Annotated in this window: 6 protein-coding genes; 2 read left to right on the plus strand and 4 right to left on the minus strand. The window is 72.0% G+C overall.

What is annotated here, in order from left to right; genetic code table 11:
• Positions 1-32 precede the first annotated feature (32 nt).
• Positions 33-758, plus strand: a complete 726-nt coding sequence (locus JL108_RS13355; protein WP_205198733.1) for an SDR family oxidoreductase — start codon at positions 33-35, stop codon at positions 756-758.
• Positions 755-1,411 carry a 4'-phosphopantetheinyl transferase superfamily protein gene (locus JL108_RS13360; RefSeq protein WP_205198734.1) on the plus strand — a complete coding sequence of 219 codons (657 nt, stop codon included), beginning with the start codon at positions 755-757 and terminating at the stop codon, positions 1,409-1,411. Before JL108_RS13355 ends, JL108_RS13360 begins: the two co-directional genes overlap by 4 nt.
• Here JL108_RS13360 and JL108_RS13365 read toward each other — a convergent pair.
• Genes JL108_RS13365 through JL108_RS13380 form a run of 4 tightly spaced genes read right to left on the minus strand, consistent with a single transcriptional unit; the run spans position 1,398 to position 22,112 of the window.
• A complete protein-coding gene (locus tag JL108_RS13365) occupies positions 1,398-3,059 on the minus strand; it encodes an ABC transporter ATP-binding protein (RefSeq protein WP_205198735.1) in 1,662 nt (553 codons plus the stop codon). The genes JL108_RS13360 and JL108_RS13365 overlap by 14 nt on opposite strands.
• On the minus strand, positions 3,056-4,576 hold the full coding sequence (locus JL108_RS13370; protein WP_205198736.1) for an ABC transporter ATP-binding protein: 1,521 nt from the start codon (positions 4,574-4,576) through the stop codon (positions 3,056-3,058). Before JL108_RS13370 ends, JL108_RS13365 begins: the two co-directional genes overlap by 4 nt.
• Positions 4,573-11,613, minus strand: coding sequence for a non-ribosomal peptide synthetase (locus JL108_RS13375; protein WP_205198737.1), 7,041 nt, complete (start codon positions 11,611-11,613; stop codon positions 4,573-4,575). Before JL108_RS13375 ends, JL108_RS13370 begins: the two co-directional genes overlap by 4 nt.
• A complete protein-coding gene (locus tag JL108_RS13380; RefSeq protein WP_205198738.1) occupies positions 11,610-22,112 on the minus strand; it encodes a non-ribosomal peptide synthetase in 10,503 nt (3,500 codons plus the stop codon). The genes JL108_RS13375 and JL108_RS13380 overlap by 4 nt, the downstream gene beginning before the upstream one ends.
• Position 22,113: the final 1 nt, after the last annotated feature.

The raw sequence follows: 22,113 nt of genomic DNA on the forward strand, positions 1-22,113 counted from the left end.
CGTCGCCCCGAAGTAAAGATAGGCTCACCTACATGGTGAACGCGATGGTGACGGGTGCGGCAGGGGCGATCGGATGCGCCGTGGTCGACGCGCTCCGGGCGGACGGCTATCGCGTCTTCGGCACGGACCTCATCGCGAGGGACGATGACGACCACCGCATCCTCGACGTCACCGACGAGAGCTCCGTCGAGGCGACGGTCTCCTCCATCGAGGAGCAGGCGGGCCCGATCGACGTCCTCGTCAACGGAGCGGGGGTGCTCAGCCACCGCCCCACCCTCGAGCTCTCGGCGGACGAGTGGCACCGCACCTTCGCGGTCAACGCCACCGGGGTGTTCGTGGTCAGCACCGCGGTCGCCCGCCGCATGGTGCCGCGCGGGCGCGGCTCGATCGTGACGATCGCGTCCAATGCCGGCCGCCTGCCCCGGCACTCGATGGCCGCCTACGGCGCCTCCAAGGCGGCGGCCGCCCTGTTCACCCAGTCCCTCGGCCTGGAGCTCGGCGCGCACGGCATCCGGTGCAATGTCGTCTCCCCCGGCACGACCCGCAGCGACATGACCGCCGGCATCCTCGCCGATACCGCCGCTGAGCAGCAGATCCTCGAGGGCGACCTCACCACCTTCAAGGCCGGCATCCCGCTCGGGCGCATCGCCGACCCCGGCGACATCGCGGCGGCAGTCGCCTGGCTCGCCTCGGACAGCGCCAGGCACGTCACGATGCAGGACCTCGTCGTCGACGGCGGCGCCAGCCAGGAGCGATGAACCGCCCCGCTCTGGTGCTGTGGTGTCCGCCCGATCCGGCGGCACGGCGGCACCCGCTGGTCGTCTCCGAGGAGCTCGACCGGGCCGCCCGGTTCCGGCTGGCGGTCGACGCCGACCGCCATCTCACCGCGCGCGTCCTGGCCCGTCGGGCCGTCGCTCAGCGGCTCGGGATCGACCCGGCCGGCGTCCGCATCGCCTCCGAGCCGGACGGCCGGCCGCTGCTGCTCGGCACCTCGGACACCCCGCTTCCCCTGCATCTGTCGATCACCCACGCCGGTGCGCACGTCGGGATCGCCGTCTCCGCCGCCCCGGTCGGACTGGACGTCCAAGACACCGCGGCGCTCAGCCACCTGCTCGACTCCGAGCTCGTCTGGACGCCGGACGAGCGCGCCGATCTCGCCGCGCTCCCCTTCTCCGAGCGCGCCTCCACGGCTGCCTCCTGGTGGACCGCCAAGGAGGCCGTGCTGAAGAGCCTCGGACGAGGCCTGCTCGACCCCGCCGAGGAGCTGGAGATCCGCCGGAGCCCCGTGCCCTGGCACAGCCTGGAGGTCGATCCCGATCACGCCGCGGCGATCGCCTCACCGGACGGAGCGAGTCGGCTCACGACCAGCGTGTGCCTCGGCGGCATCGACGATCCGATCAGGCACGACTGAGCGGCGCGCCGACATCGACGACCCGGTCGAAGGCGGCGATCGTCTCGGGCCGGTGGGCCACCACCACGACGGCTCGCCCTGCTGCCAGGCGGTCCAACGCCCGCTCCACGAGACCGGCCGATTCCGGGTCGAGGTCCGATGTCGCCTCGTCCAGCACCAGCACCGCCGCCTCGGACAGCCCGACCCGCAGCAGTCCGACGAGCTGACGCTCACCCGCCGACAGACCGCCATCGGCGGCGGTGTCCAGCCCATCGGCCAAGGCTTCCAGCCAGCCTCCGAGCCCCAGCCGGTGAGCGGCGGCCAGCAGATCGTCATCGCCCGCCTCCGGGGCGGCGAGGAGCAGCTCGTCGCGCAGGCTCCCTGCCCCGAGCTGGACCTGCTGCGGGATATAGGTGACCAGCGCGGCACGTTCCTCCGGTGCGAGCGATGACAGCTCCACACCGCCGAGCCGCACGCTGCCCCCATCGGGAGGGTAGAGGCCGGCCAGCAGCTTCGCGAGGGTCGACTTGCCGGCCCCGGTGCGTCCGACCAGGCAGACCCGGTCCCCCGGCTCCACGATCAGGTCGACCCCGTCGAGGATGACCTCCTCGCCGTAGCCGAATGTCACGGACTCCGCGACCAGCCGCCGCCCCGAGGGGCGCTGTGTCGCCGTCGGCCCGAGTGTGGTGGCCTCGAGCAGGTCGCGGGCGCGGGCCATCCCGGTCGCCGCCTCCTCGGCATCGGCGACGAGCCCGGACAGATCGGAGAAGGAGGTGAACAGCGTCCGTCCCGCCAGCACGAAGGTCACGACCACGCCGACGCTGAGCGTGCCACGGTCCACCAGCAGCGCTCCGACACCGAGGAGCGCCGCGAGGCTCAGCCCCTCGATCAGTGCCATCGCATTGACCCATCGCGAGACCACGACCGTGCGCATCTGGGCTCGCACCGCGCGCTCGCCCCGTTCGTCGAGCGAGGCCAGGAAGTGACGACGACCCGCCGGACTCGCCTGCCGCAACAGCGAGCGGGTCCGGACGATCTCGGCGACCCCGGCCATGACATCGGCCTCCGCTGCCGCCTCCGCCGCGAAGGCCGGTCCCGCGCCCGCCCGGAAGCGCCGCATCAGCCACCAACTCGCCGGACCGAAACCGAGGACCACGGCCAGCAGCAACTGCCAGGACTCGATCGAGAGCACGATCACGGCGGCGACCAGGGTCGACACCGTCGTCACCAGCTGGCCGAGCGACTCGCGGACGAAGGTCGAGAGGGCCGCGATCTCCGCCGTGCCTCGCTGCACCAGATCGCCCGCGCGGTGACGCTCGATGAACCTCAGCGGGGCGAGCAGCAGCCGCACGATCATCGTGTCACGCAGATCGCGCACGACGTACTCGCCGGCGCGCGCCAGCCACGCCTGCCCGTACCCGGTGGCGACGACCTGGACGACCGCGCAGCCGATCCCCACCGCGGCGAGGACGATCGCCGACCGTGCGTCGTCGCGCAGCGCGGCGTCGGTCACCCGGCCGACCAGCGCAGCGGTCACGATGGCCAGCGCACTGGCGATCATCGCGGCGAACAGGCCGGCGACGAGCACCCGTCCGTGCGGCCGCGCCAGCGCCCAGGTCATCCGCCCGATGGCGTGCCGGCTCGGCCGTTCGCTGAGCTCGCGCGTCATCGCGCCACCGGTGCCAGCTCGACCACCCGATCGGCCGCGCGGAGGACTCCATCGCGGTGCGTGACCACCACGATGATCCGCCCGGCCGCTTCGCGCCGCAGCATCGCGACGACGCGGGACTCCGTCAACACATCGACCGCGGATGTCACGTCATCGAGGAGGAGAACGGGTGGGTCGCCGATCACCGCCCGGGCGAGCGCGAGACGCTGGATCTGACCCCCGGAGAGACCATCGGCTCCGTCGGCGAGGTGATCATCGAGGGTGAGCTCGCCGTCGAGTCCCACATCGGCCAGCACACGCCGCAGGACCTCATCGGGCACGGGATCGCCGAGACCGAGGTTCTCCCGCACGGAACCGATCAGCGCGAGGGGTCGCTGAGGCACGAGCACAGCGCCCGGGCACGTGTCGGCGAGACGACGCAACAGGGTCGACTTGCCGCACCCGGTCGGGCCGCTGATGGCCACGATCTCGCCGCGCCGCGCATACAGGCCGGCCGGCACGTCGATGGCCAGCTCCTCGACGCGCTCGTCCGCGTCGGGCTCCGCGTCGGTCGTCGTCGACCAGACATCGGGCCCGATGACGGCGACCAGCCGATCGGCCGCGACCCGGGCCTCGAGGGTCTGGGCGATCCTCATGAGACCCACCTCGACCGCGACGCCGATCGTGCCCATCCACGTGCTGAAGGCGACGAGGCCGCCCACCGTGAGCCGGCCGTCCAGCACGGCGATCACACCCACCAGCACACCGATAGCCACGGCGATGGTCGGCACCCCGGTTCCCCAGGCCTGCCAGCGCGCGAGCCGATCGGTCGCGGCCACCGCACGCCGGCTCAGCTCCTCCGAGGCCGCTGCGTGCCGTGCCGCCAGCACCGGTCCGCCGCCGATCCCTCGGGAGGTGACCGCCGATCCGATCGCGTGCTGGACGTGGTCCGCGCGCCGGCCATGTGCCGCCGCGACTCTCTCACTCGCCGCTTCGAAACAGCGCGGATGCACGATCCCGACGATCACCAGACACGGCACCGTGGCCAGTGCGACGACCAGCAGCAACGGACTGAGCGAGAACAACCCGGGTACCAGCACCACCACGGTGGTCACGATGACCGACCAGGTCGGCAGACCGTGCACCCATACCCGCACCAGGTCGATATCGCGGCCCGAGCGCAGCATCAGATCACCGGCACCGATGTCCCCCTCGCTCGTTCCCACCACGTGATCGGCGACGACGCGCCGCAACGTCACGCCGGTGCGCCCATCGGCCAGATTGGCCCACCAGTCCCAGCAGCAGACCCCCACCACCTGCACGGCGCTCGCCGCCACGACGGCCAACGCCCACCAGGCGAGGGTGGCCCGGTCATCGGCCACGAGGCCGTCGTCGACAGCGCGTTGCAGGAAGAAGGGCAAGGCGAGGAAGCCCAGCTGACGCACCGCCCCGGCCACGATCGCCAGTGTCAGCGTGCCCGATTGCGCCCGCGCCACCTGCCGCAGGAACCGCCTGCGCTGGCGCCGCTGAGCGGTCATGTCGCCCCCGACAGCCGCCGCGCGACGATCGGGCCGAATCGCGCCCACTGGGCGGGCCGCACCAGCTCGTCGTGGCCCACGGACGCGCGATGCACCTCCACGTCGTCGCCCAGCAGATCGCCCCAGGCGACGAACGGATCTCCGTCCAGGTCCGAGGCGATGAGCAGTGTCGGCACGCTGGTACGCGGTGACACCGATGCGGACATGAGCTCGGAGGCGCTGCGGTGGGCCTCCACGATCGCCTCCACGATCGTGTCGTCGACTCGGTCGCCCAGCGCACCCTGCGAGGCACGGATAGCCGCGAGAGCCTCCACCCGATCCGTCTCCGCGTCGACCGCCGCCACGCTGGTGAGGAAGGCGCTCTGCTCATCGCGCAGTGCCGCGATATCGGCCTCGCCGAGAGCATGCCGATCACCGCCGAGGGGTCCCGGATCGATGAGCCCCAGCAGCTCGACCTCGTCGCCCTCGGAGACGAGCCGGGCGGCGATCTCATGGGCGATATTGCCGCCATAGGAGTAGCCGAGCAGCCGGTACGGGCCGTGAGGCTGCACCGACCGGATCAGGTCGAGGTAGTCGACGGCGAGCTCGCCGATGGTCGCAGCGGCACTCGTGCCACCGGACAGCTCCGGCGCCTGTAGCCCCACGGCTCCGGTGCCGGCGGGCAGGTGCGGAAGCAAGGGAGCGAACTGCCACGCGAAGCCGCCGGCCGGATGGACGCAGAACACGGTGGGATCCGAGCCCGGATCGCGCAACATCAGCAGACGCCCGAGTCCCGCCTCCGCGGCCGGCTCGCGGATCACGGCCGCGAGGGAGGCCGGGGTGGGCGAGACCATGAGCGTGCCCACCCGGACCTCGATCCCGAGCTCGTCGGAGATCGCCGCGACGACCCGCATCGCGGCGAGCGAGTGACCCCCGAGGTCGAAGAAGCCGTCGTCGCGGCTGGTCACCGCGGCACCGAGCACCTCTCCGAAGATCCGGCACAGCTCCGACTCCAGGGCGGTCCGCGGCGGCTCACGGCGCACATCGCCGCTCAGTTCGGGGAGCGCCCGGCGATCAGCCTTGCCATTGGAGGTCAACGGGATCGCGTCGACGGCACCGAGCTGACTCGGCACCGCGTAGGCGGGGAGGACCGCGGCGAGGTGCGCTCCCAGATCCTCGGGGAGCTTCCCGTCCGCCGTCACCACGTGCAGTCGCAGGACGTCGACTCCCGACTGCGTGCGATGCACCGACGCGCAGGCCCGGCGCACGGACCCGTGCTCCTCGGCCACTGCCTCGATCTCCCCGAGCTCGACGCGGAATCCACGGATCTTCAGCTGCGCGTCGTTCCGCCCGCGATACTCGATCCCGCCGTCGTGCCGCCGGGTCACCAGATCTCCCGTCCGGTACAGCCGGGACCCGTCGGCGGCGAACGGATCGGCCACGAATCGCTCCGCCGTCAGCGCCGATGCCCCGAGATAGCCCCGCGCGAGGCCATCGCCGGCCAGGTACAGCTCGCCGGTCCCGCCCGGCGGCACCTCGGCCAGCGACGTGTCGAGCACATACGCCACCGACCGGGCGATGGGCCGACCGAGCGAGGGATGTTCCGACGCGGCGAGGTCCGCGCCGAGGGCGTTGATGGTGAACTCGGTGGGCCCGTACAGGTCGTAGCCGCTGCTGCGCGGATGCTCGCGCAACCGGGTCCACAGCTCAGGCGGCACGGGTTCGCCTCCGAGCAGGACGAGTGCGGGGGCGGGATCGTCGAGCAGGCCCGCGGCCATCAGCTCGCGCCCGTAGGACGGGGTGACGTTGACGACATCGACGCCGATCGCGCGGTAATGCTCTACCAGCCGGGGCACGTCGAGACGCAGGCCCTCGTCGATGACGTGCACCTCGTGTCCGTCCATGAGCCAGAAGAACTCCTCCCACGACATGTCGAAGGAGAACGAGACCGTGTGCGCCACGACGAACCGCTCAGCACCGGCTCGCTCCAGGGCCGGTGCGAAGATCGCCGCCACATGGTTGTCGTGCATCGTCGACAACCCACGATGCGGTACGACGACCGCCTTGGGCTCACCGGTCGACCCGGACGTGTAGATGACATAGGCCGCCTGGTCCGGACGAACCGGAGCAGGCTCTGCCGCCGGTCGGGCGCCTCGCAGCGCCGCGGCGAACTCCGGGTCGGTCGAGACCAGGACCGGAGCGACATGGCCCAGGCCGGTCGTCTCGGCCAGTGACGGAGTGCTGAGCACCAGCTCGGCTCCGGCGCGACCCGCCAAGCGGCGCAGCCGCTCGGGCGGATTGGTCATGTCCAACGGCAGATAGGTGCGCCCGGCGCGGAGGGTCGCGAAGATCGCGATGACGTGGTCGACCGCGCGCGGCAAGGCGAGGGCCACGACGGACTCCGGGCCCGACGTGAGCTCGTCGATGAGCGTGGCCAGGGACGCGACGCGACGCTCCACCTCCCCCAGACTCAGCGAGACCGGTTCGCCCTCCAGGTCACGCCCGACCAGCGCGGTCACGTCCGGGGTCCGTTGCGCCGAGGCCGCGAGCCGCGCGTCCACGCTGGTCCACGGGTGCGAGTCCGGCACCGTCGTCGCCTCGCGGTTGACCCTCTCGATCACCGGGCGCTCCGCCGGGACGTCCACCCGCACCTGCGCGGCGTACTGGGCGGAGCCGAGGGTGTCGAGCGCGCGGAGATAGCGATCGAGCAGCGCCGCAGCCCGCGAGGCGTCGATCAGATCTGGCCGGAAGGCCAGGGCCACCTCGGGCTCTTCGCCGGGATTGACGGTCAGCGCGAGACTGTAGTGCGTGCCGTCGTAGGCCTCGGCCTCCTCGATGCGATGGCGGGCGAAGGTCGCGTCCTGTTCCTCCTCGTCGGCCGGGATATTGCGGAACACGTACAGCGTGTCGAACAGCGCGCTGTGCCCGGCGGCCTGGCCGATCCACCCGAGACCGAGGTGGTGCGCGCCCATCACACCGGCCTGACGACCGAGCTGCTCGCGCAGCTGGTCGGCCACCCGGGCCGCGGGGTCGATGGCGACCCGCACCGGCACGGTGTTCATCAACAGCCCGACCATCCGGTCGACGTGTTCGAGCTCGGCGGGACGGCCGGAGACCGTCGTGCCGAAGACGACATCGTCGCGTCCGGTCACGGACCGCAGCACGTGCGCCCAGGCATAGGACAGCGCGGTGCTGAGCGTGACCCCCGATCCTCGCGCGACGGATCTGAGCGCGTCCGAGGTCGCGGCGTCGAGCGTCGCCGTCACCGAGTCCGAGAGCACCGGCGGCGTCGTCAGCGAACGGGGTTCCACGAGGGTCGGCTCGTCGAGACCGCTGAGCTCGTCGCTCCAGGCGGCCATCGCCTCGTCATGGTCCTGCGCCGCGACCCAGTCCAGATAGTCGGCATAGTCGGCGGTCGGCGGCAGCCCGGCGTCGCTGACCGGCCGCGCCGGATCGGAGACGGCGATGTCGTAGAGCCTCATCAGATCCTCGAGGACGAGGGTCTGGGACCACCCGTCGGTGAGGATGTGGTGGTGCACGAGGCTGATCCGGAAGCGCGCGGGACCGAGCCGGACGAGCACCATCCGGATCAACGGCGGGTCGGACAGGTCGAAGCCCTCGGCCACCTGACGTTCCAGCAGGCCTTCGAGCCGCTCCTCCTGCGTCTGCGCGTCGAGGCCGGAGAGGTCGATCTGTTCCAGTGGCATCGGGCCGGGAGCGAGGATGACGGCGACCGGCCGGTCGAAGCCGTGGTGGGTGAATCCCGCGCGCAGGCTCTGATGGCGGCGTAACAGGGCCTCGCCGGCCGCGGCCAGTGCCTCCGGGTCGACCTCCGTGCCGAGTGTCAGCTGATGCTGGACGATGTACGGGTCGAGCTCGTCGGCCCGGCCGCCCATCTCACGGTGTACGTACAGGCCCTCCTGGAGAGGACCGAGCGGCAGCACCCGCTCCACGGAACCGAAGCTCGCGTCCAGCCGTGAACGTGTCGCGTCATCGACGTCCAGCTCGGTGGCCGGGCGATCCGCGACCGGCGCCGGGTCCGTGGCCATCACGCTGGAGAGCCGCTCGATCGTGCGATGGGCGAAGACCTCGCGCAGGCTCGCATCCCAGCCGCGCTCCCGCAGCCGTCCGATGAGGGCGATGGCCGTGATCGAGTCCAGACCGAGGGTGAACAGGTCGGCCTCGGGATCGACCTGGTCGAGACGCAGGATGTTGGCCGCCACCTCGGCGACGGCCTGCTCGGTCGGGCCGATCGGCTCGCGCCCGCTGCCCGAGGGAGTGTCGAGCAGCCCGGCGAGGGCCGCTCGATCGGCCTTGCCGTTAGCGGTAGTCGGGATCGAGTCCACGACGGTGACACGGCCGGGCTGCATCGCCGCCGGCAGCCGGTCCGCCAGATCGCGGAGGATGCTCTCTGAGGTCGTCTTCCCCGTGGCCCAGGCGACGAGCACGCCGTCGACGACATCGGCCACCGCGGACGTCACCCCCGGTGCCGCGGCGACGGCGTCGGCGATCTCTCCGGTCTCGATCCGGACACCGTGGATCTTGACCTGGTCGTCGGAGCGTCCGACGTAACGGAGCCCTCCGGCAGTCGGCGTGACGAGGTCGCCCGTGCGGTAGAGGCGCTCTCCCGTACCGAGCGGATCGGCCACGAAGCGTTCGGCCGTCAACGCCGGCCGTCCCGCATATCCCCGACCGACCTGCGTACCGCCGAGATAGAGCTCGCCGGTCGCGCCGAGGTCGACCGGACGCAACCACGGATCGAGCACCCGCAGCGTCACCCCGGGGACGGCCGTGCCGATGGGGGCACCCGGGCCATCGGCGGCCTGGACGTGGTCGGCCGCGGTGACATCGATCGCTGCTTCCGCCGGACCGTAGAGATTGTGGATCGCGGACCCGATCGTGTCATGGGCTCGGGCAGCGAGACTGGTCGACAGCGCCTCGCCGCTGCACAGCACGGCTCGCACGGTCGGCCACACCGGGCGGGGAACCAGATCGAGCAGGGCTGCCAGCATCGACGGCACGAAGTGCAGCACGGTGACGCCGTGCTCGCGCACGAGCGCGTCGATCGCCTCGGGATCGCGGTGCTCCCCCGAACGGGCGATGACGCAGGTCGAGCCGGTGACGAGAGGCAGCACGAGCTCCCAGACCGCGACATCGAAGCTCAACGGCGTCTTGTGCAGCACGACGTCGTCGGCGCCGATCCCGTAGCGCTCGGCCATCCAGGTCACCCGGTTCGCGAGCCCGTCGAGGGTGTTGACACATCCCTTGGGACGCCCGGTCGTGCCGGAGGTGAAGACGATATAGGCCGCCTCGGAAGCCGGCCGGGATACCGGCGGCGAGCCGTCGGCCTCGGCGAGGTCGTCGGTGGACAGGATCGTGGAGTGGAGGGACGACGCACGCTCCGCGTGCGCTGAGCAGGTGACGATCACGTCGATACCGGCGTCGTCGATCATGGCGGCGAGCCGGGCATCGGGCTGGTCGGGATCGAGGGGGACGAAGGTCACGCCAGCCGTGAGACAGGCGGCCACCGCCGCGACGAGATCGGCCGACCGGTCCAGCAGCAGGCCGGCGACGGGCGCCCCGAGGCCGCCCGGCACGGGGAGGGCCGCTCGCAGCGCGTCGGCGAAGGCGTGGAGCTCCGCGACCGTCCAGACCCGGCCCGCCTCCACCACCGCGGGAGCATCCGGTCGCTGCGTCCGTACCTCCCGCACCCGGGCCAGCAGATCATCTCCCGTCGCCGTCATCGGCGCGCCGACGAGCCCCTCAGGAGGTGAGGTCACCAGGTCGAGCGCGACGAGAGATGTGGCGGGATCGGCCGCGAAAGCGCGCAGCACCCGCTCCAGCTGAGCTATTGCCCATCGCCGCGGACGAGAGGCGAAGGCCGCCGGGCGGCTGGCGACCTCCAGCCGCCAGGTCTCGGTGAGCTCGGCCAGCAGCGAGAGCGGATAGTGCACCGCGTCGTCGGCACGACGATCGATGACGCGCAACGAGCCGTCGGCACTGCGCCACTCGTCGACACCGCCCGGATAGTTCTCCACCACCACCAGCGTGTCGAAGAGCGGGGCCACGCCGACCTCGGCCTGCACACCGCGCAGATCGGCGGTCGAAGCCTCCAGCAGCGCCGCACGACGCCGATGGGCCTCGCGCGCGACCTCCGCGAGCGAGGCGTCATAGGGCACCCCGAGCCGCAGCGGCAGGGTGTTCGAGACGAGCCCGAGCACGTCCTCGATGCCGGGTACGTCGAGATCACGACCCGACGTGACCGTCCCGACCACGACATCGTCGCGACCGGTCGCCGCACCCACCACGACCCCCCAGGCCGCCTGGACCACGGCGGCCGGGGTCACACCGATGCCGCGGGCCGCCTGGTCGAGCCGGGTCGTCACATCGGCATCGAGCTCGATCACCTCGGTCGTCACCTCGCCACCCGGGTCGGCGGGTGCGACCAGCGTGCCTTCGGTGACGCCACTCAGCTCGGCCAGCAGGACCGAGCGCGCGGCCCCCGGATCGGCCTCGTCGAGGTGATCCAGGTAGTCCAGATAGTCGGCGACCGGCTCCTCGATCTCATCGCCCGCCAGACGCGCCAGCAGCTCGCGCAGGAAGAGCGGGACGGACCATCCGTCGATCACCAGATGGTGGGCGGTGACGAGGAGCCACGTCGTGCCGCGCGTCGTGCGGGCCAGCAGCGCTCGCAGCAATGGCGGACGCGTCAGGTCGAAGCCCGCGTCCCACTCCTCGCGGGCGAGAGCGTCGAGATCATCGCCCACCACGGTCCGCACCGGCACCTCCGCGTGCTCCGGCACGATCTGCACCGGCTGCTCCAGCCCGGCGTGCGCGAACGCCACCGCCAGGTTCTCGTGCGCGTCCAGCAGGTCCGCCAGCGCCTCGCGGAGGGCGTCCTCGGCGACCGCGCCCTCCAGCTCGACACCGAACTGGAGCTGATAGGTGGGACGCTCGCCGGCCTCGGACTCCCACACCGAGTGGAAGAGCATCCCCTCCTGCAACGGTGTGACGGGCCAGAGATCGCGAACGGATGTCGGCGCGGTCGTGACGGTCATCGGGGTCCTCCCATGAGGCTGTCGATACGGGCGAGATCGTCGGCTCCGAGGGTGACGCGCGTGCGGCTCGATCGTGGCCGGCGCTCGCGCCGCGAGCGGTCGTCGGTCATCTCACCCGCGGCGGCGAGTACCGCGAGATCGGGGTGGGTGAAGACATCGCGTGGCGTGATCCGCAGACCCGCCTCCTTGGCCTCGGCCACCAGCCGGATCGAGGTGATGCTGTCCCCGCCGAGCTCGAAGAAGGCATCCTCGGGACTCACGGACGCCACTCCGAGCACCGCGGCGACCGCTGCACAGACGATCTCCTCGGCCCGACCCGATGGCGGCCGGCCGGCGGAGGCAACGACGGGTTCGGGCAGGCGCTGGCGGTCGACCTTGCCGTTGAGCGTCAGCGGCAGGTCGTCGAGCACCGTGATGTGCTGCGGGACCAGATGCGCGGGGATGGCTGTCCCCAGGTGCGCCTTCAGCTGTGCTGGATCCAGCCGGGCATCGGCATCCGCGACGACGTAGCCGAGGAGTCGTCCGGTGCCGGTGTCATCGGTACGCACGACGGCCGCGGCGGAATCGACCCCGGGCAGGCGCGAGAGATGGGTCTCGATCTCCCCCAGTTCGATCCGGTGACCGAGCACCTTGACCTGATCGTCGACACGGCGGATGAAGTGCAGGTGGCCCTGCGCATCGCGTCGCACGAGGTCGCCGGTGCGGTACATCCGCTCCCCCGGCCGGCCACCCGGCCGTGCCACGAAGCGCTCGGCCGTCAGGGCGAAACGCCGGTGATATCCACGGGCGAGCTGCGCCCCCGCCAGATACAGCTCACCGGGCACGTCATCGGGCACGGGCCGCAGCAGATCGTCCAGCACGAGGACGCCGACATCCAGATAGGGGCGTCCGATCGTGACCGGCTCGCCCGCGCCGAGGGCGGCGGCGACATCGCAGCTGGTGGCCCAGACGGTCGCCTCGGTGGGCCCGTACTCGTTGATCACCGCGGCACAATGGCGGGCCATCGCCTCGGCGAGGTCCGGCGGCAGCGCTTCGCCGCCCACCAGAGCGGTGACCTCCGCGAAGGCCTCGGGGTGCGCCTCCAGCACCGGCCGCCACAGGGACGGCGTCGCCTGCAGATGCGTGCCGTGGTGGCGCCGCACGAGCCCGACGAGCAGCTCGGGGTCACGGACCTCCTCGGCATCCGCGAGCACCACCGCCGCGCCGCTGACCAGCGGCACGAAGATCTCCAGCACCGCGATGTCGAAGCTGATCGTGGTGACCGCGACGAATCGATCGGCGGGCGTCAGTGCCAGATCGGTCGCCACGTGGTCCACGAAGGCGCTCATCGCGGCGTAGTCGATCACGACCCCCTTCGGTCGGCCAGTCGATCCCGAGGTGTAGATCGTGTAGGCGCCACGGGCATCCGAGGGCACGTCCAGTGTCGCGAGCGCGGACGGGAGGTCCAGCGGATCATCGAGATCGGTCACGTCCAGCTCCTCGCGACCGGCGCCGATACCGGCCGTCTCCGCCGTCACGAGCACGAGCCGAGGGGTGGCGTCGTCGAGCATGTCGGCGATCCGCTCGGCCGGATAGCGGTCGTCCACGGGCAGATAGGTGCCGCCGGCACCAAGCACCCCGAGGAGGGCGACCACGAGCTCTTTCCCGCGGGGAACCGCGACCGCGACGGTGTCGTCCGGGCCCACTCCCCGTTCCCGTAAGCGGGTGGCCAGGGCCGCGGCCCGACCCGCGAGGGTCGCATAGTCCACCTCGACCCCGCCGGACACCAGCGCGACGGCCCGGGGCGTCGCGCGGGTCTGCTCGACGATCCGGGTCATGACGCCGGCAGGCGCCGACGGACGACGGACGTGATCATCGACGACACGTCCGCGCTCCTCGTCCAGCAGCAGATCGAGCTCGGCCAGCGGCGTGTCGGGACGGGCGAGGACGCGGCGCAACCAGGCCAGCAGTCTGCGCCCGATCACCTCGGCCGTCTCCCGGTCGAACAGGTCCGCGGCGGCGGTGAGCCGCAGCGACGGAGGACCCGATGGTGGCTCGACCAGCCGCACGGCGAGGTCCAGTCTCGCCGTCTCGGTCTCGGTGCCGACCGCGACGACCTCGGCCCCCGGCAGCCGAAGCGCGGTGCCGCCGCCGTCCTCGTGCGAGACCATGACCTGGAAGACCGGGTGACGCGACCACGATCGCGGCGGTGCGACGATCTCGACGATCCGCTCGAAGGCCAGGTCAGCGTGGTCGACGGCGGCCAGGACCGCCTCCCGGGTACGGGCGGCATGCCGGCAGAAGTCGTCACTCCCGCTCACATCGAGCCGCACGGGCACGGTGTCGAGCAGATAGCCGACCGTCCGGGCCGAGGCGGGATCGTCGCGCCTGGCCACCGGCATGCCGAGACACACGTCCGGCCCGGCCCCGATGCCCCGCAGCAACGTGGCGACGGCCGTCTGCAGGACCATGAGCGGGCTGATGCCCTGGCGTGCGGTCAACGCCTCGAGATCACGCCGCACCGCATCGTCCAGTGGCAGAGTCACGGCATGCGCGGTGTAGCTCGGCTGCTCGGAGCGGGGCCGGTCGGCCGGTAGATCGATCTCGGCGGCGAGGCCGTCGAGGGTCCCGCGCCAGAACTCCTCGTGCCGGGACGCCACGGGAGCCGGGTCGGTGACCTCGAGATGTCCGGCGACGTGCTGGGCCGCGTCGGGCAGCGCGGTGAGCCGGCCCCCGGCCATGAGCGTGGTGAGCTCCTCGGCGAGCACGCCGACCGACCAGTCGTCCAGCAGCGCGTGGTGTGCGCACAGCACGAGGGCGTGCTCGGTGTCCGAGGAGCTCAGCAGGCTGAGTCGCACCGGCGTGCTGGCGAAGACGTCGAAGGACTCGCTCTCGGCCACGGCGATCGCACCGGTCAGATCGTCGACGGCACGGACCGTGAGCGCCGGCCCGTCGCCGATGGGCGCGATCACGGAGGTGAATCCGCCGTCGCGGCGCCCGAATCGCGTGCGCAGGGTCGCGTGCCGGTCGACGAGCACCGTCCACGCCGCCGCGAGCGCCTCGGTGTCCACGGGGCCGAGCACTCGGTGAACGACCGGGACATTCCAGGTGGGCGCGGGGCCCTCGACATCCGCCAAGAACAGCAGACGCCGCTGGGCATCGCTGACCCCTGTCGTGCCACCTTCGGTCACCAGCCGGTGCACCCGCTCCTCGTCGGCGGGCGCGTCCTCGGACTCGAACGGACGAGCCGACGCGGCGATGCGGTCCAGCCGTCGCTCGGCGAAGACCTCGCGCACGCCGAGCGAATACCCGGCCGAGCGCATCGACGCGAGCACCCGCAGCGCCGTGAGCGAGTGTCCCCCGAGGGCGAAGAAGTCGTCGTCCATCGACGGATCGGCGACGCCCAGCACATCGCGGACCGCGCTGGCGATCGCCTGCTCGGGGCCGGTGCGGGGTCGCACCACGGGCCGCTCGACCGAGACGGGCACCAGATCGATCGACCGCAGTCGGGCGGTATCGATCTTGTCGCTGATCGTGCGCGGGAAGCTGTCGAGCACCACGACCGCGGCGGGCACCAGCGGATGGGGCGCATGCTCGGCGACGTGTGCGCGCACCTGCTCGGGAAGGGACCCGGGGTCCGCGTCCGCGCTGGGCGTCACGAAGGCCAGCAGCCGCTCAGCCGTCGCGCCGGGAGGATCGGCGATCACCACGGCGGTGTCGACTCCCGGAACGGCATCGACCAGAGCGGTCGCCTCGGCGAGCTCGATGCGATGACCGCCGATCTTGATCTGGTCGTCGGCACGGCCGACGAACTCGATGAGCCCGTCGGCGCGGCGGCGCACGACATCGCCCGTGCGGTACATCCGGCGGCCCGCTGTCCACGGGTCGGCGACGAAGCGCTCGGCCGTCAGACCGGGTCGGTCCAAGTATCCGCGGGCCAGCTGATCGCCCCCGAGGTACAGCTCCCCCTCGACCCCGGCATCGACCGGGCGCAGGAAGGCGTCGAGGATCCGCGCGTCCACCGCCGCGACCGGTGTGCCGACGACCGGCCGCTCGGCGTCGGCCAGGTCGGCGCCGAGCGCGTCGACGGTGGATTCGGTGGGCCCGTACAGGTTGACCACCGCGGCCTGCCGCGCGCGCAGCCGCGACCACGTGCCCGGGGGCACCGCCTCGCCGCCGAGGTAGAGCAGGCTGAGTCCTGCGGGGTCGTCGAGCAGCCCCAGGTCGGCGAGCTGGTCGCCGAGGATCGGCGCCACGTCCGCGACGTCGACCTCATGCTGGCGGGCGAGTTCGGCGATCGCGACGGGATCGCGGCGTTCGTCGCTGTCGGCGAGTACGAGCGTGTGCCCGGCGAAGAGCCAGTGCAGCTGGCCGAGCGAGGTGTCGAAGGCGAGCGAGGCGGAGAACAGTGCGTGCACGCGATCGCGCCCTCGCCGTTCGGCCACCGTCGGAAGCACCTCGCGCTCGCGCTGCTCGCGGAGTCCCTGGAAGTGACGTGCCATCGAGCCCCGCTCGATGACGACCCCCTTGGGCCGCCCGGTCGAGCCGGACGTGTAGATGACATAGGCCGTCGAGGACGAGGGCACCGGAACGACGTTGAGGGCTGCGTCCCGAGCCTCCTCGGGTACCGGGATCACCGCCACGTCGTCCTGTTCCTGGCTCCGGTCGCCGATGATCACCCTCGGTCGCGCGTCGGCGACGATCTCGCGGCGGCGCTGCTCCGGATGCTCCGGGTCCAACGGCAGGTAGGCGTGTCCCCCGGCGAGCGCGGCCAGTACGGCGACGATCAGATCGGGCGTACGTGGCAGCGCGATGCCGACCAGGTCGCCGGGGCGCGCCCCTGCCTCCGCCAGCGCCACGCGCAGCGCCTCGGCGCGTGCCGCGAGACGCCCGAAGGTCACCGACTCGGAGGCGGTGAGCACCGCCGGCTCGTCCGCGCGTCGTTGCGCGCTCTCGGCGAAGGAGCGCACCGAATCGATCTCCCGAGGCACACGAGGGCCGGCGATCCGCGCGTCCGCGAAGGGCGAGGCCGTCGCCCCGACCGGGTGATCGGGGTGGTCGGCGATCTGCGCAAGCGCCGTGACGAGGTCGTCGATCAGCCGCTCGCGCACCGGGGCCGGGACACGCGCCGGATCGATGTCGAGGGTCAGTCGGATGCCATCGCCGGGCAACGCGGTCAGGGTAACCGGGTAATGCGTCCCGCCCGCATTGTCGATCCCCAGCACACGGACCCCCGGGGTCGAGGAGGCGATCTCGGGGTAGTTCTCCACCACCACCAGCGTGTCGAAGAGTGCCGGCACCCCGATCGCGTCGCTGATCTCCGCGAGACTCGTGCGCTCGACCTCGCCGAGCTCGGCACGCTCCAGACCGAGCGAGGCGATGGTGTCGCGCCAGCATCGGTCTCCGCGCAGCGCGACCCGCACGGGCAAGGTCTGGCTGAGCAGGCCAACGGCCTCGTCGATACCGGGGAGATCGGCCGAACGACCGGCCACCGTGGTACCGAACACGACGTCGGTGCTCCCCAGCGCCCGTCCGAGGGCATAGCCCCACGCGGCGTTCAACGCGCTGCTGAGGGTCAGGCCTTCTACCCGCAATGAGGCGGCGAGCCGGTCCGCGAGATCATGCGGAAGCTCGACATCGACCGTCGCGGGATCACCCGGCGTCGTATCGGGAGCGATGAGCGAACCGGTGGTGATCCCCTCCAGGTGGGCCGCCCAGGCCGAACGGGCGAGGTCGAGGTCGTCGCGACCGAGGACCTCGAGGTACCGGCGCATCCCGGACCAGCCGGATCCTGGCGTGGCGGGTTCCTCCCCGGCGTAGGCCGAGAGGAGATCGCGGATCAGCAGCGGCGTCGACCATCCGTCGGCGACGAGGTGGTGTGCGCCGATCAGCACGTCGACGCCCGCATCGGTGGGTTCCAGCGTCCACCGCGTCAGGGGCCCGGTGCCGACCTCGAACGGTGCCGCCAGCCCGGCGCGATCGACGATGGCGACCCGCGGCCGGCGCGGCACCAGCTGCGCGGGCCGGGCGAATCGATCGGCGACGATCCGGGCATCGAGCTGGGGGTGCCGGGCGACCACGGCGGCGACGGCCGCCCGCAGTCGCTCGAGGTCGATATCGCCGCCGAGGTGGACCGTGGTGAGCGTCGCGTACCGGTCATCGTGTCCCGCGTCGAGGGCGTGGAACAGCAGCCCCTCCGCCAACGGCGGCAAGGGCGCGATGTCCAGGAGAGCCCCGTGCTCGACCTCCACCGCGTCGATCGTCGCCTGATCGAGACCGGGCAGCGTGCAGGCGGCCGGAACGAGGCTCCTAACCGTCTCATCGCGCGCGGGCACCAGACGGGCCAGCTCGTCGATCGCGGTCGCGAAGGCCCTCTGCAGGGAGTCGCGATGCCCGGACAGGCTGCCGGCGATGGTCCACTCGATCGCCAGCCGGTCCTGGCGCGTGACGAAGACATTGAGTTCGATGCCGTGGGCGAGCGCGAAACCGTCCGGGACCGCGGCGGCGAAGGCCGTGTCACCGACGAGCAGCCCCGTGTCGTCGCCGAACCGTCCGAGGTAGTTGACCAGCACGCGTGGCTGTTGCCGGGTGCACCGTCCGCGCCCCTCGCCGGGCACCTCGAGCCGTGCCTGCTGGGTGGCCTTGAGCACTCCCCCGGCGTCGTCACGGCCCGGTGCGAGCCGCACAGCGACCGCGAACTCCTCGGTCAGCCAGCCGACGGTCGAGGACACGTCATGGCTGGGAACGACCGGCTCACGCCCGACGCTCTCCCAGGTGAGCAGCAGCTCCCGAGGATCGGACCGGTCCAAGCCGAGATGACGATCGACCGCGAGCGACGCCGCCGCCGCGAGCACCACGTCCGGACGGGTCTCGTAGCTGTCCGGCAGCCCGCGCAGCACCGCCGCGCTGGTCTCCGCATCGAACAGCACCGTCTCACGGAGCGCTCCGCCGGCAGTGTCCTTCGACGAGGGTGCGAGCGCCGCGCCGAGATCCTCCACCGGCGGCAGCTCGGGGACCGGCGGGCGAGCGTCGAGGGCCTCGAGATGCGCGCGCCACGAGGTCGCCGTCAGCGGCGGGAGCACGCGCTCCTCGAGCAGTGCAGCCAAGTCGGCGAGCAGGACCCGCCAGGAGACGGCATCGATCGCGAGATGGTGGACGGCCAGGACGAGCCGATCGGCCGCGGGCCGTCCGGCGGCGAGCACGCGCCCGGCCCGCGGGTCAAGGGTGCCCAGCAGCCGCTCCAGCAGGAGATCGCGATCGTCTCCGGAGTGGATCGGCACGGTGACCCGCTCGGCCGGAGGGAACTCCAGGGCATCGCCGTCGAGGCGCACTCGCAGCGCGGCATGTCGTTCGACGAGCACACCGAGCATCGCGGACAGCCCGGCGTCCTCGATCCCGGCCGGCACCCGCACGACGGTGTGCTGGGCGTAGCGTTCCAGGTGATCGCCCGCGAGCGCGAGCGTCGCGGCGGCGACGTCGCTGAGCGGCGCTCGCCCCACCGGGTCGTCGAGGACAGCTTCCGCAACCTCGACGGGCACCAGTTCCGGCGCGAGATCGCGGGCCGTGCGAGCACGGAACAGATCGCGCGGCCGGGTCTGCCAGCCCACCGCGCGGAGCCGTGCGGCGACCGCGATGGCGCTGATGCTGTCGCCGCCGATGGTGAAGAAGTCGTCCAGCACCGACACTTCGGCGACCTCCAGGGCCTCCGCCATCGCGGTCACGACGGCGGCTTCGCGCGCGTCGGCGGCGTGGACGTGCTCGGTCGAGCCCACCGTCGGTTCGGGAAGCGCCCGTGTGTCGATCTTGCCTTGGACCGTCCGGGCGAATCGGTCGACCACCATGACCACCGCGGGCACCAGGTGAGCGGGCACCTGCGCCGCCAGGGCGCTGCGCAGCCGAGTGGCGTCGGCCCCGGGAGCGACCGCCCAGGCGACCAGCCGGGCGGGGTCGCCATGGGCTGCCGCATGGGCCTGGTGCACACCGGGCAGTGACTCCAGAGCGCCGATGACCTCCCCCAGCTCGATGCGGTGGCCGCGGATCTTCACCTGATCGTCGAGGCGGCCGAGGTAGCTGATGGAGCCGTCGCACTCGGCACGGACGAGGTCGCCGGTGCGGTACATCCGCTCCCCGGCTCGGCCCTCGGGATCGGCCACGAAGCGCTCGGCCGTGAGCCCAGGACGATCCGCGTACCCCCGGGCGAGATGCGGCCCGGCGAGATAGAGCTCGCCCACGGAGCCCTGGGGCACGGGTCGCAGGGCGGTGTCGAGGATGCGTGCCGACGTGCCGTCCAGCGGATGCCCGATCATCGGACGATCGCCCGTGACCGCCGCGCCGAGGGCATCGACCGTGGCCTCCGTCGGGCCGTAGAAGTTGTGGGAGCGCATCGGGGATCCCGCCAGCCGGCGCCAGAGCCCCTCGGTCGCGGCCTCTCCGCCGATCAGGAACAAGCGGGGCATGTGCGCGACGTCGAGCAGCCCCTCGGCCAGCAGCGCGACCGCCATCGACGGCGTCACGTCGAGCGTGTCGATGCGGTCGCGATCGATCGCCCGGACCAGTTCGTGTGCGTCGCGGCGGTCGTCCTCGTCGTACACGACGAGCTCGTGCCCGTGCAGCAGCCACACCAGCTGCTCCCAGGAGGAGTCGAAGGAGAACGACGCCGTATGGGCGGCGCGCAGCCGGCGGCCTGCCTGGGCCGCCACCTCGGCGAAGAGGCCCTCACCGTGATGGGTCGAGAAGAAGGCGAGGGCCGCGCGGGAGACCATGACGCCCTTCGGGCGACCGGTCGAGCCGGAGGTGTGCACGATATAGGCCAGCGATCCCGGGTGTCGCTCACCGGAGACGGTGACCGGGACGGCTCCTTCCAGCCGGTGGTCGTCGACCGTCAGCGCCCGCGGATCGGCGGCGCGTCGATGGCCCCCGTGCACCACCAGCGCGACCGGATCGGTGTCGGCGATGAGCGCGTCGATGCGCTCGTCGGGGTACTCCAGGTCGAGCGGCACGAACGCGGCCCCTGTCTCGAGGGTCGCGAGGATCGCTGTGACGACGTCGACACCGCGCCTCAGGGCGATCGCCACTCGTCGCTCGGGGCCTGCCCCGGCACCGCGCAGCACCTCGGCCCAGGACCGCACCCGCTCCCCCAGCTCGGCGAAGGTGACGGTCTCGTCGCCGCTTCTCACTGCGATGGCTGTGCCGTGCTCGACCACCGTGCGCGAGAAACGCTCTGACACGTCGACAGGAACGACCTGCCGTGCGGGAACCTCCTCCCCCAGGGCCGATGCCAGCGAGACCTGGCCCGTGGGGCGCTCCGGGTCCGCCAGGGCGCCCGTCAGGAAGGTGGCGAATGCCTCGACATGGCGGTCCAGGTCGTGCTCGTCGTGGAGATCCGGATTCGCCTCGAAGGTCAGCTGCACGCCGCCGCCAGGCGCCGGCACCACGACGAGATCGAGGTCATCGACGGGTCCGGTCTCCAGGGCGTGCAGCCGGCCCGTCGCGGTGCCCAGATCGAGTTCCTCGACGAAGGGCTTGATGTTGACGGCGGGTCCGCGCAGCAGCTCGCCGTCGCCCAGCGCCGGTCCCCGCAAGCGCTGGTGGCGACGGACGTGCGACAGCGCCCGGGCGGTCTGGAGCGCGAGCTCGTGCAGGCTCTTCGTGGGCGGCACGACGAGGCGCAACGGCACCACATTGACCGACATCGACGGCGTCCGGAGCGCCTCACCCTCGGTGCGGGCGGACACCGGAAGCGCCAGGACGACGTCATCGCTGCCGATGCTCCGGCCCGCCCACGCGGCATAGGCGGCGACCAGCACATCGGCCCAGGTGACGCGCCGGTCCTCCGCGGTGAGGGCGACGAGGCGGTCGCGGACATCGTCGGGGAGGCTCAGTCCCCGTCGCAGCGGCCTCCGTGCAGCCGGTGATGTTCGTCCCGTCAACGGAGTGGGCGAGGCACCCTCGAGGGTCTCGGCGAACCAGGCTGCCGCCTCCTCAGCCTTCGGCGACCGCGCCCAGGCGGCCTCCTCGGCCCACAGCGTCTCGACGGAACCGAAGGAGTCGCCGGTCCCGGCTCCGCGATAGCGGCGTGCGACCCGCCGGGTGATCGCCGCGACCGACCATCCGTCCACTCGGGCGTGGTGGTAACGCTGATACCACCAGATCAGGTCGTCGGCGATCCGCCACAGCACCTGCGCATCGCCGAAGGACCCGTCGTCGACCGCGAGATCCGCGTCGACCCAGGCTCGCGCGGTCGCCTGGGGATCGGTCTCGGAGCGGACATCGCGGACCTCGACCCGATGCTGTGGCTCCTCCTCCTGCTGGCACCAGCCGTCGGCGTCCTCGCCGATCCGCCAGCTGAGCGCCCGTACCTCGGCGAGGGTCTGCTCGACGGCCTCGGCGAAGGCGGCGATGTCGACCTCCCCGGTGATCTCCACCAGGTCGGCCACGCGGAAGGTCGGGGCCGTGGGGTCGAGCAGCCACGCATCGACGATGCTGCGCTGGGCGTCACTGAGCGGGGCTCGGCGGGTCATA

The organism is Aeromicrobium sp. YIM 150415 (genome assembly GCF_016918125.1).
In the GTDB taxonomy this organism is placed as follows: domain Bacteria; phylum Actinomycetota; class Actinomycetes; order Propionibacteriales; family Nocardioidaceae; genus Aeromicrobium; species Aeromicrobium piscarium.

Coding starts and splice junctions, on each gene's coding strand:
- JL108_RS13355 (WP_205198733.1), top strand. CDS start 33: ATGGTGAACGCGATGGTGACGGGTGCGGCAGGGGCGATCGGATGCGCC.
- JL108_RS13360 (WP_205198734.1), top strand. CDS start 755: ATGAACCGCCCCGCTCTGGTGCTGTGGTGTCCGCCCGATCCGGCGGCA.
- JL108_RS13365 (WP_205198735.1), bottom strand. CDS start 3,059: ATGACGCGCGAGCTCAGCGAACGGCCGAGCCGGCACGCCATCGGGCGG.
- JL108_RS13370 (WP_205198736.1), bottom strand. CDS start 4,576: ATGACCGCTCAGCGGCGCCAGCGCAGGCGGTTCCTGCGGCAGGTGGCG.
- JL108_RS13375 (WP_205198737.1), bottom strand. CDS start 11,613: ATGACCGTCACGACCGCGCCGACATCCGTTCGCGATCTCTGGCCCGTC.
- JL108_RS13380 (WP_205198738.1), bottom strand. CDS start 22,112: ATGACCCGCCGAGCCCCGCTCAGTGACGCCCAGCGCAGCATCGTCGAT.